Origin of the sequence: Klebsiella sp. C349492, from assembly GCF_042055345.1 — a bacterium.
GTDB classification, from domain to species: Bacteria; Pseudomonadota; Gammaproteobacteria; order Enterobacterales; family Enterobacteriaceae; genus Klebsiella; species Klebsiella scottii.
Genome location: NZ_JANQCE010000003.1, coordinates 180,604 through 192,693, shown reverse-complemented (window position 1 = coordinate 192,693; position 12,090 = coordinate 180,604). Strand labels below are relative to the sequence as shown.

Below are 12,090 nucleotides of genomic sequence, written 5' to 3'. Positions count from 1 at the left end.
CGTTTTACGCGGAGATTATTTGACCTGTTGACCAGGCTGGGCGCCGCTGTCCGGGCTGAGCAGGAAGATATCTTTCCCGCCAGGGCCCGCCGCCATCACCATCCCTTCGGAGATGCCGAAGCGCATCTTGCGCGGCGCGAGGTTAGCGACCATCACCGTCAGACGACCAATCAGCGCCTGCGGATCGGGGTAGGCGCTGCGGATGCCGGAGAAGACGTTGCGCTTCTCGCCGCCGATATCCAGCGTCAGGCGCAGCAGCTTGTCGGAACCGTCGACGAATTCGGCGTTTTCGATCAGCGCAATGCGCATATCCACTTTGGCAAAATCATCAAAGCTGATGGTTTCCTGCAGCGGATCGTCCGCCAGCGGGCCGGTGGCCGGAGCCGAGAGCGCCTTCACCTCTTCCTTCGATGCCTCTACCAGCGCCTCAACCTGCTTCATTTCGATGCGGTTATACAGCGCTTTGAAGGTGTTGACCTTATGCGCCAGCAGCGGCTGCTGGATCGCATCCCAGCTCAGCTCGCTGTTGAGGAACGCTTCGGCGCGGGCGGTCAGCTGCGGCAGGACCGGCTTGAGCCAGGTCATCAGTACGCGGAACAGGTTGATGCCCATGGAGCAGATAGCCTGCAGATCGGCATCGCGGCCTTCCTGTTTGGCGACTACCCACGGGGCCTGCTCGTCAACATAGCGGTTAGCCACGTCGGCCAGCGCCATGATTTCACGGATGGCTTTACCGAACTCGCGGCTGTCCCACGCTTCGCCAATGCTTGCTGCCGCATCGGTGAAGGTTTTGTACAGCGCCGGATCGGCCAGCTCAGCGGCCAGCACGCCGTCGAAGCGTTTGGCGATAAAGCCGGCGTTGCGCGACGCGAGGTTAACCAGCTTGTTGACGATGTCGGCGTTGACGCGCTGAATGAAGTCTTCGAGGTTGAGGTCGATATCGTCGATGCGCGAAGAGAGCTTGGCGGCGTAGTAGTAGCGCAGGCTGTCGGCGTCAAAGTGGTTCAGCCAGGTGCTGGCTTTAATGAAGGTGCCGCGCGATTTAGACATCTTCGCGCCGTTGACCGTCACGTAGCCGTGAACGAACAGGTTGGTCGGCTTGCGGAAGCCGCTGCCTTCCAGCATCGCCGGCCAGAACAGGCTGTGGAAGTAGACGATATCTTTGCCGATAAAGTGATACAGCTCGGCGGCGGAATCTTTCTTCCAGTAGGCGTCAAAGCTTTCGCTATCGCCGCGTTTGTCGCACAGGTTTTTGAATGAACCCATGTAGCCGATCGGCGCGTCCAGCCAGACGTAGAAGTATTTGCCCGGCGCGTTGGGAATTTCGAAACCGAAGTACGGCGCATCGCGGGAGATGTCCCACTGCTGCAGACCAGACTCGAACCACTCCTGCATCTTATTCGCCACCTGTTCCTGCAGCGCGCCGCTGCGGGTCCACGCCTGCAGCATTTCGCTAAACGACGGCAGGTCGAAGAAGAAGTGCTCGGATTCACGCATCACCGGCGTCGCGCCGGAAACCACCGATTTCGGCTCGATCAGCTCGGTCGGGCTGTAGGTCGCGCCGCACACTTCGCAGTTATCGCCGTACTGATCCGGTGATTTACATTTCGGGCAGGTCCCCTTCACGAAACGGTCAGGGAGGAACATCCCTTTTTCCGGATCGTAGAGCTGAGAGATGGTGCGGTTTTTAATAAAACCGTTCTCTTTCAGGCGCGAGTAGATAAGCTCCGACAGCTCGCGGTTTTCGTCGCTGTGCGTGGAGTGGTAGTTATCGTAGCTAATGTCGAAGCCGGCAAAATCGGCCTGGTGCTCCTGACTCATCTCGCCAATCATCTGCTCCGGAGAGACGCCAAGCTGCTGGGCTTTCAGCATGATCGGCGTGCCGTGGGCGTCGTCGGCGCAGATGAAGTTGACCTCGTGGCCGCGCATTCGCTGGTAACGGACCCAGACATCAGCCTGGATGTGCTCCAGCATGTGGCCGAGGTGGATTGAGCCGTTGGCGTACGGCAGCGCGCACGTTACCAGAATTTTCTTCGCGACTTGAGTCATAGTGAGCATTACATCTTCTGTTGTAAAAAGGGCTTTTGATATTACCAAAAGGGCACTGGGTGCGCCATAAATGGCTGACCATATATGGATAATCCCCAGCTGTGATAAACTCAATCATTACTGAAAGCATCTCATAACAACAAAGGAGTCGGGATGAATTCGCAATCCCAGGCCAAATCCCCCGAACGTCTACGCGCGATGGTCGCCGGAACGCTGGCTAATTTTCAGCACCCCACTTTGAAGCACAATCTCACCGCGCTGAAGGCGCTGCACCACGTCGCCTGGCTGGACGACACCGTGCATATCGAGATTCAGATGCCGTTCGTCTGGCACAGCGCTTTTGAAGCCCTGAAAGAGCAGTGCAGCGCCGATCTGCTGCGCATTACCGGCGCCCAGGCTATCGACTGGAAGCTGACGCACAGCATCGCCACCCTGAAGCGGGTGAAAAACCAGCCGGGCGTCAACGGCGTGAAGAATATTATTGCCGTGAGCTCCGGTAAGGGCGGGGTCGGGAAATCGTCTACGGCGGTTAACCTCGCGCTGGCGCTGGCGGCGGAAGGGGCCAAGGTCGGGATTCTCGACGCCGATATTTACGGCCCGTCGATTCCTACCATGCTGGGCGCGGAAGATCAGCGTCCCACCTCGCCGGACGGCACCCATATGGCGCCGATTATGAAATTCGGCCTCGCCACCAACTCGATCGGCTATCTGGTGACTGACGACAACGCTATGGTGTGGCGCGGCCCGATGGCCAGCAAGGCGCTGATGCAGATGCTGCAGGAGACGCTGTGGCCGGATCTCGACTACCTGGTGCTGGACATGCCGCCAGGCACCGGCGATATTCAGCTGACGCTGGCGCAGAACATCCCGGTGACCGGCGCGGTTGTGGTCACCACGCCGCAGGACATCGCGCTGATCGATGCCAAAAAGGGCATTGTGATGTTCGAAAAAGTGGAGGTGCCGGTGCTGGGTATCGTGGAGAACATGAGCATGCATATTTGCAGCAACTGCGGTCACCATGAGCCTATCTTTGGCACCGGCGGCGCGCAGAAGCTGGCGGAGCAATATCATACCCAGCTGCTGGCCCAGCTGCCGCTGCACATTCATCTGCGTGAGGACCTGGATAACGGTACCCCGACGGTGATCGCCCGCCCGGAAAGCGAGTTTACCGATATCTATCGCCAGCTGGCAGGGCGCGTGGCGGCCCAGCTCTACTGGCAAGGTGAGGTTATTCCCAGCGAGATCGCCTTCCGCGCGGTTTAACCGCCGCGCGTAAAACAACGCCCGGGACTTCGCTGCGCCATGCGGGAGCAGCAGAAGGACCGGGCGTTTTTCGTTGCGGCTAGCGGCCGCTGCGCGCTGCGTGAGCCTTGCAATCAGTGCTGGTAGAAAATCTCGCCGTCGTAAATTTTGACAATTTTACCTTCAGGCTCGGTGACCAGCACATAGCTGCCGCCCATGTAGGTCCAGTGGGTGTTGGCGTCTGGCGCAGGCAGGTGGCGCTGCTGCCACTGCTTAATGGTGTACTCCGGGGTCATATACAGCGCCGGTACGGTATCGCCTACGCGAAACTGCTGGAAGTCGGAGGTGACGCCGTCCAGCTCATATTTCTGCAGATCGGCGGCGGAAACCGACCCAACGACGCCGGCGCTCGCCAGCAGTACGCCCAGAAGCAGCATTTTTGTTTTACGCATAAATTCCTCATTATTATCCTGGACACAAAATCGCAGCCTCGTATCATTCCGAAGCATGACGGCGATGGCAAGTACTGGTTGATTAAAAATGTAAGCAAACGATGGTGCCGGTTACGCGATTCAGCGAACTGCGCCAGTTTTAGGAAAAGTCCGGCGATTCGGAGGTGGGAGTTAATATGTTCAGGCTGGAAGATCTGACGTTATTTGTCCGCGCGGCGGCGCTCGGCAGCTTCAGCGACGCGGCGCGGGAGGTCGGGCAGCAGCCGGCGCAGGTGAGCGCGGCGATTAAGCGTCTGGAGACCACGCTGAATATCCGTCTTTTTGCCCGCTCAACCCGCAGCCTGCGCCTGACCCCCGAAGGGGAGACCTGGCTGCCCTATGCGACGCAGATGCTCGACACCCTGCACGCCGGGCTGCAAAAAATCCAGCTGCCGGATGATGAAATCCGCGGCACGCTGCAAATTGCGGTGCCCTCCGACCTTGGGCGCAATCTGCTGCTGACGGTGTTTCGCGCCTTTCGCCAGCGCTACCCGGAGCTCAGGCTGCGCATCCTGTTCTCCGATCATCGCACCGACGTGTTTAAAGATCCGGTCGACGTGGCGTTTCGCTATGGCGATAACGACGACGCCTCGTTTATCTCGCTGCCGGTGGCGGCGGAAAACCGCCGGGTGCTGGTGGCCTCCCCGGCGTGGATCGCCGAACACGGCGAACCGCAGACCCTGGAGGAGCTGGCGCAGCGTAACGCTCTGCTGTACGTGCTGCGCGGCAGGCAGTTCGATCGCTGGTCATTAAGCCTGGCGGGGGAGGTTCAGCACGTGCAGGTTTCTGGCGTTATCGTCAGCGACGATGCGGAAGTGATTCGCCGTCTGGCGATTGCCGGGGAGGGGTTTGCCTACAAATCCTGGCTCGACGTCAGCGACGATATTCGCGCCGGGCGGCTGAAGGTTCTCCTGCCGCAGTATCAGGGCGACCGGGTGCCGCTGAATATGATTTGCCCGCACCGCAAGCAGCTCTCTGCCGCGGTGCGTTTGCTGTATGAAGAGGTGAAGGCCCGCTGCGAGGCGCTGCAGAACCAGCGCCCGGCGCCTTAGTGCCTCACCAGCGTCGCGAAGTAGTAGACCAGCGGGATCGCGAGGACCCACAGTCCTAACGGGATCTCGCGCCACTTTCCGGCAACGGCCTTAATCACGATATAGAACAGCAGCCCGCCGGCGATGCCGGTACCAAAGCTGTTGGCAATAAGGGTGATCATCACCATCATTAACACCGGCAGCCCGTCGGTAAAGTTGGCTAAATCGACCTTGCGCAGACCGCTGAACATATTCAGACCAATCAGGATCAGCGCTGGCGCGGTGGCCTCTTTAGGGATCATCAGCGCAATCGGGGTAAACAGCAGCATCAGCAGGAACATCACCGCCGCCGCCAGCGCCGTCAGCCCGGTTTTGCCGCCCGCTTCGGCCGCCGCGGAGGACTCAATCAGCGCGGTGGCTGCCGGAATACCGACCCACGGCCCGATGGCTGCGGCGATGGAGTCGACCATAAACGGCCGGTTGATGTGCACCATATTGCCCTCCTCATCCAGCAGGCCCGCCTCGCCGCCTACCGCCAGAGTTGTCCCCATGGTTGAGAAGAACTCAGAGGCGAAAAAGATAAACAGAAACGGCAGAAAGGCGATATTCAGCGCGCCGAGCATATCGACGTGACCGAGCACCGGCGTCAGCGAGTGCGGCATGGCGATAAAGCTGGTCGGCAGCCGGGTGACGCCGGCCGGGATCCCCACGAGGGTGGCAACGAGGATGGCCCACAGAATCGCGCCCGGAATGCGCCGCGCCTGCAGCGCAATGGCGAGAAACAGGCCGCACAGCGCCACCAGCGCGCCGGGGGCCAGGAAATCGCCGAGCATCAGGGCGTTGGTTTTCGCATTCGCCAGCACCAGGCCGGCGTTGCGAAAGCCGAGAACCGCCACGAACAGCCCGATGGAGGCCGTTAGCCCCAGCTTGATCGACTGCGGCACCGAGCGGGTCACTACCTCGCGCAGGCCGAATTTGGTCAACAGGAAAAACAGAATTCCGGACCAGCAGGCGATGCCGAGGCCGATTTGCCAGCCGATACCTTCGCTACCGGCCAGGGTGACGCCCACCAGCACCGATCCGCCGATGCCGGGGCCGACGATAAACGGCAGGTTAGCGTAGAACGCCATCAGCAGCGTTCCGGCGACGAAGACCAGAATCGTTCCGGTGGTAACCGCGCCTTTATCCATCCCGCCTACCGCCAGCAGGCCGGGAATAACCACCAGCAGATAGGCGGCGGCGAGAAAGCCGGTGACCCCCGCCAGGCACTCGGTACGCAGCGTACTGCCGCGTGAGTAGAGGGAAAATCGCCGTTCCAGCCAGCTGCCCCGGGTTGATGCAGGAAGTGTGTTGTCAGCCATTATCAGGCTCCGTGGTGATTATTGTTGTTGGTATGCTCCGGGGTTTCCCGGCAGGCTATCAGCGGGTCGACGATCCGGCGGGTGGTGCCGTCGGTCAAACCCAAATCGGTCAAATGCGGCCCGGCGTTACAGGCGAGGCAGGTTCCTTCGATGGCCTTAAACACCCTGTACGGCGGCTCCCAGTCGGCAATCTCGGCGCTCAGATCGCGCAGCTCGCGGAACTGGCGCGCAAGCTCCGCCGCCGGCAGGTCGGAAAGCATCCCGGCAATCGGCATGGCGACATGGGCCAGAATTTCTCCCCGCTGCGCCAGCGCCATGCCGCCGCCGGAGGCGATCAGCCGGTTGGCGGCCCGCGCCATCTCTTCGGCGTCTCGCCCGAGCACCACGAGGTTGTGCGAGTCGTGGGAGTAGCTGGTGGCAATCGCCCCGCGCAGCTCGCCCCAGCCCTCAAGCAGGGCAATCTGCGGCATCGCCTGATGGCGCCCGTGGCGGTGCTTGACCCAAATCAGGCTGAAGCCGTCGGGCAGCTGGACGCTGCCGTCGCGGATCTGCACCTCAACTTCCCCCCACTGCGTAAAACGCGCGCCGCGAATATGCCGCAGGCGGGCGACGCCGTGGCGAATACCGCCGACCTTGAGGATAAAGTCGTCGGCGCTCAGCGGCGCAAGCTGCAGGGTATCGCGCGGCGGCGTGACGTCGGTGGCCGCAGGAATGGGATGGCGCAGCTGTCCGTCCCGGGCAATCAGCTTCCCGGCGACATAGACCTCGCGCGCCTGCAGCTTATCCAGAGCGGGGAACACCACCAGGTCCGCGCGACGACCGGCGGCAATCAGGCCTAAATCATTGCGCTGCAGACGGATCGCCGCGTTCAGCGTGGCGAAACGCAGGGCATCGGTGGCCGGCAGGCCGTGCCCAATCAGCAGGTTGAGCAGGGCGATAATGCCGCCTTTTTCCAGCAGCATATCCGGCGGCACATCGTCGGTGCAGACGGTGATTTGCGAGGAGAGATGCGGCAGGGTTTTCAGCGCCTTGACGATATCCTCCAGCAGATAGGGGTGCGAGCCGCGAATCTGCAGCGTCAGGCCGGCGCGCAGCTTTTCCAGCGCATCCTCCGCCGAGGTGAGCTCATGATCGGAGGTGACGCCGGCGGCCAGATAGGCCTGCAGGTCCGCGCCGTTCAGCCCGCGGGCGTGGCCTTCAATCAGCTTGCCGCTGTTGAGACCCGCCTGGACTATCTCCTGCATCCGCTCGCTGGCGTGCAGCACGCCGTGCATATCCATCACTTCCGCCACGCCGCGCACTTCCGGCCACGCCAGCATGGTGGTCATCTCTTCTCCGGCAAAATCCGCGCCGGACATCTCCAGCCCCGGCGTGGACGGGACGCTGGAGGGGGCGGCGACCATCACCTCCAGCGGCAGATTGCGGCTGGCGGCAACGGCGTAGCGCACGCCCTCCACGCCGAGAACGTTGGCCAGCTCGTGCGGATCCCAAAATACCGCCGTCGTTCCCTGGGCGAGGACGATTTCCGCGTAGCGCTCGGGAGGCAGATGGGAGCTTTCGAGGTGGACGTGGGTATCCATCAGCCCCGGAGAGAGGTATGCGCCCTGCAGGTCGCGGGATTCTGCGGCATCGCTGCGGCTACCGCGCGGGTGGACGCTGGCAATCATCTCTCCGACGATGCCGACGTCGGCGGCGCGGATTTCCCCGGTGACCATATCAACGATCTCTCCCCCGGTGAGTAAGAGATCGAACGGCAATTCGCCCCGGGCGGCCTGCACGGCGCGGCGGCGGTTTTCAGCACTGCTGGACATAACAACTCCGGCACAAGGATAATGGCGATACTCTAGGGGCACAGCAAACGTTTGCCCAGATGAATAAATTTATCGCCCGATAAGCTCGGGTTATTCTGCCTGCTCACTCTCAGCGATGGATAACATGACCGAACCGTGGCAGCGGCTGCCCGCGCTTTCTCTCAAGCAGCTACAGTATTTTGTTACCCTGGCGCAGCTGCGTCATTTTACCGATACCGCCAACCGGCTGGCCATCAGCCAACCGGCGCTGAGCAGCGCGCTGCGGCAGGTGGAGGCGGTGCTCGGCGGCAAGCTGGTGAACCGCACCGCCTCTTCGGTCACGCTGACCGAACTGGGCGCGGCGATCCTGCCCCACGCGCAGCGCGTGCTGAGCGTGGCCCAGCTGGCGTTTGATGATATGCGGCAGATTGTCGAAGCCGGCGGCGACGGTACGGTGCGCATTGGGCTGATGCCGTCGGTCAGCTCGCTGCTTTTTCCCCTGCTGCCGCAGACCCTGGCCGAGACCTTTCCGCGCCTGCGGGTCGAGTTTCACGATCGGGCCAACGACGCGCTGGTGCGCGAACTGCTGAGCGGGCAGATTGATTTCGCCGTGGGCGCCATCGACAGCTCGTTGCCCGCAGAGCTGCAGGTTTATCCGCTGCGCGAGGACCCGTTTGTGGCGGTGCTGCACGGCGACGATCCGCTCGCCAGCCAGCCGCATCTGCCGTGGAAGCTGCTGGCCGGTCGCGATATAGCGGTGTTCTCGAAAGGCAATATCCAGCGGCTGGTGGGGGCGCTGGCGGAGAGCCATCGCCTGACGCTGAATACGCGTTATCAGGTGGACTATATCGAAACGCTGTATGGCCTGGTGCGGTCGCGCCTGGCGATAGCCATTCTGCCCGAGCTCTATACCACCCATTTATGCGATCCGCAGCTGAAGATAGCCCAGCTGCAGCAGCCCGCGCTGAGCCGCACCGTGGCGCTAATGCGCGGGCCGCAGCCGCTACCGCCGCTGATTGAGTCCAGCTTCGCGTTGCTGCTGAGTTCGCTGCGGGAAGTGAATCCGTAATCAGCCGCCACTCTTTCGGGGAGGCCGCAGCGGTGGGTCAGGGCAGGTGCTTAATCAGCACGTCCACGCTGAGGTGATTGATGTACTCGAGGGAGTGGGAAGCCATCACCCCCAGCAGGCGGTTGCGGTGGCCGGCAATAATCAAATCGATATTGCGCTGGCGCACGCACTCCTCGACGTCGGCAAAGCGGCGGGCGGTGACCAGCGCCAGCGTCTGCACCGGCAGGGCGACGGTGGTAGCCAGTTCGTTGAGCAGGGCTTTGGCCTGGATCACCTCCTGCGAGACGTCATCATCCATCAGGCTGTCGGAAACGTAGTTCAGCGCCCGATAGTCGGTGCTGATGTGGGCGATGGTTATCTTCATGGCGTTCTCTTCGGCCATTTTAGCCGCGTGCTGAAGCAGCGGAACCCCGTCAATGCTGCTGTTAATCAGCACCAGCGCATGGTGATAAACGGACATAGCCCACCTCGGTTGGTTATCTGCGCAAAACATTATTCCCACTGCTAATCTTGTGCCCGGGTAGCGGCGAAAGCAAATCGATATGTGCGTAAAAAGGGCAGGGAAATCAGGGCGGAAAGCGCATGTTCCGGGGGCTGGAAAACGGTAAAGCATCCCCCACGAGCGGCGGCGGGGTTAGTCCACTGGCAACCAGCCGTTGATGCAGTGGATTTTAGACGGTACAAACGACGACGCGATTATTAATGTCGGCCTGATTGTCGTCGTTCCAGCCTGCTTGATCGTATTAAAAATTACGGATTCGATAGCGCTATTCGGCATTATCTTAATGAAAAAAGAACGAATAAGATCAACTAAACCGGGCGGTTTCCCGTCCGGTTTTTTTATGCCTGTGTTTTAGATTCAGCCCGGACCATGACCTCCACCAAATCCACCGCCACCGCCACCACCAGGCCCTTGCATCGGACCTCCGCCACCGCCTCCGCCACCTGGTCCCCACCAGGGCATGATACATCCGGATAAACTGGAGACACTTGCTACTACAAGCACGAAAAGGATTATTTTTTTCATCTTCAACTCCTGAACTGGAGTAGACAGATTATCATTCCGTTATGAATTTCTATTCAGCGTTTTCCTAAATCCCGAGTTGTCAATGACAATCTTCACATTTTCTACATCTTGTAGCTCATTATCTCGACATATCGCGATAGCGCCACCGGGGATGCCGCGTGTTTTGGTTTGCTCTTGTGGTCCCCAACATGGGTCACTGGCGGGACGTATGCTGTTTTTAGAAAGGTTGTGTCTTTGACTTCCCGATGGCATTATCCTGATCAGAGATTAACGGAATGTTAATCGCAAGTTTTTGATTTTGAATTAAATGACTCGGGGTGCCCTTCTTTGTGAAGGCTGAGAAAAACCCGTACCACCTGATCTGGATAATGCCAGCGTAGGGAAGTCAGAGACCGCAAGGTCGTTGCTTCTTCATCGCCTGGCTGGAGCAAACGATGCAAGCTGAGCAACTGAACCCCGCGCATATCGCGCATCTGCGACATCTTTTTCGCCGCCATTCCCCTCTTATTCACTGCATGACCAACGACGTGGTGCAGACTTTCACCGCCAACGTCCTGCTGGCGATTGGCGCTTCCCCCGCGATGGTGATTGACCCGCAGGAGGCAGGCCAGTTTGCCGCCATTGCCGATGCGCTGTTAATTAACGTCGGAACCTTAACCGTCGACCGCGCCGACGCCATGCGGGCGGCTGTCCGCAGCGCGCAGCAGGCCGGCAAGCCGTGGGCGCTGGACCCTGTTGCGGTCGGCGCGCTCACTCTGCGCAGCGAATTCTGTCGCGATCTGTTAACCCTGCAGCCGGCCGCCATTCGCGGCAATGCCTCGGAGATTATGGCCCTGGCGGGGATGAGCGGCGGCGGGCGCGGGGTCGATACCACCGATACCGCGGCGGCGGCGCTGCCGGCCGCTCAGGCGCTGGCGCGTCAGCTGAATACGGTGGTTGCGGTGACCGGTGAGGTGGATTACGTCACCGACGGCCAGCGCACGCGCGCCGTAAGCGGCGGGGATCGCCTGATGACCCGCGTTGTTGGCACCGGCTGCGCCCTGTCTGCGGTTGTTGCCGCCAGTACGGCGCTTCCCGGCGACCGGCTGGAAAACGTCGCGGCGGCCTGCGGCCTGATGAAGCTGGCGGGCGGGCTGGCGGCCCGTCAGGGCGGCCCGGGCAGCTTTACCCCGGCGTTCCTTGATGCGCTGTACGAGGAGGACCATCAATGAAGCGGATTAACGCCTTAACGATTGCCGGCACCGACCCCAGCGGCGGCGCGGGGATTCAGGCCGATCTTAAAACCTTTTCCGCCCTCGGCGCCTACGGCTGCTCGGTGATCACCGCGCTGGTGGCGCAAAACACCCGGGGCGTGCAGTCGGTGTACCGCATCGAGCCTGATTTTGTTGCCGCCCAGCTGGACTCGGTGTTCAGCGACGTCCGTATCGATACCACCAAAATTGGCATGCTGGCGGAAACGGATATTGTCGAAGCCGTGGCCGAGCGGCTGGCGCGCTACCGGATCGCCAACGTGGTGCTGGATACGGTGATGCTGGCGAAAAGCGGCGATCCGCTGCTGTCAGCCTCGGCGGTGGCGACGCTACGCACCCGACTATTGCCGCAGGTCTCGCTGATAACGCCAAACCTGCCGGAGGCCGCGGCGCTGCTGGATGCTCCCCACGCGCGGAATGAAAAAGAGATGCTTGAGCAGGGCCGGGCGCTGCTGGCGCTGGGCTGCGGCGCGGTGCTGCTGAAGGGCGGTCATCTGGACGATGCCGAAAGTCCGGACTGGCTCTTTAGCGCCGAAGGCGAGCAGCGCTTCGCCGCCCCGCGGATCAGGACCAAAAATACCCACGGCACCGGCTGTACGCTCTCCGCCGCGCTGGCCGCGCTGCGTCCGCGCTACCACGATTGGGGACAAACGGTTGCCGAGGCCAAAGGTTGGCTCTCAGCGGCGCTGGCGCAGGCGGATTCGCTGGAAGTGGGGCAGGGGATTGGTCCGGTGCACCATTTCCACGCCTGGTGGTAAGCCTGATATACTGACGCCAGAT

Annotated in this window: 10 protein-coding genes and 1 riboswitch; of the genes, 5 read left to right on the top strand and 5 right to left on the bottom strand. The window is 61.2% G+C overall.

Annotation, left to right across the window (positions count from 1 at the left end; all coding sequences use genetic code 11):
• Window positions 1–15: 15 nt before the first annotated feature.
• Window positions 16–2,049 carry a methionine--tRNA ligase gene (gene metG, locus NWP14_RS13530; RefSeq protein ID WP_095100791.1) on the bottom strand — a complete coding sequence of 678 codons (2,034 nt, stop codon included), beginning with the start codon at window positions 2,047–2,049 and terminating at the stop codon, window positions 16–18.
• A gap of 153 nt (window positions 2,050–2,202) precedes the next feature.
• On the opposite strand from metG, the gene apbC reads away from it, so the two are divergent.
• On the top strand, window positions 2,203–3,312 hold the full coding sequence (apbC, locus tag NWP14_RS13525; protein WP_095100793.1) for an iron-sulfur cluster carrier protein ApbC: 1,110 nt from the start codon (window positions 2,203–2,205) through the stop codon (window positions 3,310–3,312).
• A gap of 113 nt (window positions 3,313–3,425) precedes the next feature.
• On the opposite strand, the gene NWP14_RS13520 is transcribed toward apbC, so the two are convergent.
• Window positions 3,426–3,743 carry an RcnB family protein gene (locus NWP14_RS13520; RefSeq protein WP_331834695.1) on the bottom strand — a complete coding sequence of 106 codons (318 nt, stop codon included), beginning with the start codon at window positions 3,741–3,743 and terminating at the stop codon, window positions 3,426–3,428.
• A 176-nt stretch (window positions 3,744–3,919) separates the two neighbouring features.
• On the opposite strand from NWP14_RS13520, the gene NWP14_RS13515 reads away from it, so the two are divergent.
• Window positions 3,920–4,834, top strand: a complete 915-nt coding sequence (locus NWP14_RS13515) for a LysR substrate-binding domain-containing protein (RefSeq protein WP_331834694.1) — start codon at window positions 3,920–3,922, stop codon at window positions 4,832–4,834.
• Here the strand turns inward: NWP14_RS13515 and NWP14_RS13510 are convergent.
• Together NWP14_RS13510 and NWP14_RS13505 are read right to left on the bottom strand one after the other, a co-directional pair.
• Window positions 4,831–6,174, bottom strand: coding sequence for an NCS2 family permease (locus NWP14_RS13510; RefSeq protein WP_375215499.1), 1,344 nt, complete (start codon window positions 6,172–6,174; stop codon window positions 4,831–4,833). The two genes, NWP14_RS13515 and NWP14_RS13510, sit on opposite strands and share 4 nt — an antisense overlap.
• A gap of 2 nt (window positions 6,175–6,176) precedes the next feature.
• A complete protein-coding gene (locus NWP14_RS13505) occupies window positions 6,177–7,985 on the bottom strand; it encodes an adenine deaminase (RefSeq protein ID WP_375215498.1) in 1,809 nt (602 codons plus the stop codon).
• A gap of 124 nt (window positions 7,986–8,109) precedes the next feature.
• Between NWP14_RS13505 and NWP14_RS13500 the strand changes: the two genes are divergently transcribed.
• The gene (locus tag NWP14_RS13500; protein WP_346431023.1) at window positions 8,110–9,033 is read left to right on the top strand and encodes a LysR family transcriptional regulator; all 924 of its coding nucleotides are present in this window, start codon (window positions 8,110–8,112) and stop codon (window positions 9,031–9,033) included.
• A gap of 37 nt (window positions 9,034–9,070) precedes the next feature.
• Here NWP14_RS13500 and NWP14_RS13495 read toward each other — a convergent pair whose 3' ends face one another.
• A complete protein-coding gene (locus NWP14_RS13495) occupies window positions 9,071–9,493 on the bottom strand; it encodes a universal stress protein (protein WP_375215497.1) in 423 nt (140 codons plus the stop codon).
• Window positions 9,494–10,363: 870 nt separating this feature from the next.
• Window positions 10,364–10,460, top strand: a riboswitch (TPP riboswitch).
• A gap of 34 nt (window positions 10,461–10,494) precedes the next feature.
• Here NWP14_RS13495 and thiM point away from each other — a divergent pair.
• Window positions 10,495–11,271 carry a hydroxyethylthiazole kinase gene (gene thiM, locus NWP14_RS13490; protein WP_346431026.1) on the top strand — a complete coding sequence of 259 codons (777 nt, stop codon included), beginning with the start codon at window positions 10,495–10,497 and terminating at the stop codon, window positions 11,269–11,271.
• On the top strand, window positions 11,268–12,068 hold the full coding sequence (gene thiD, locus NWP14_RS13485) for a bifunctional hydroxymethylpyrimidine kinase/phosphomethylpyrimidine kinase (RefSeq protein ID WP_375215496.1): 801 nt from the start codon (window positions 11,268–11,270) through the stop codon (window positions 12,066–12,068). Before thiM ends, thiD begins: the two co-directional genes overlap by 4 nt.
• Window positions 12,069–12,090 lie beyond the last annotated feature (22 nt).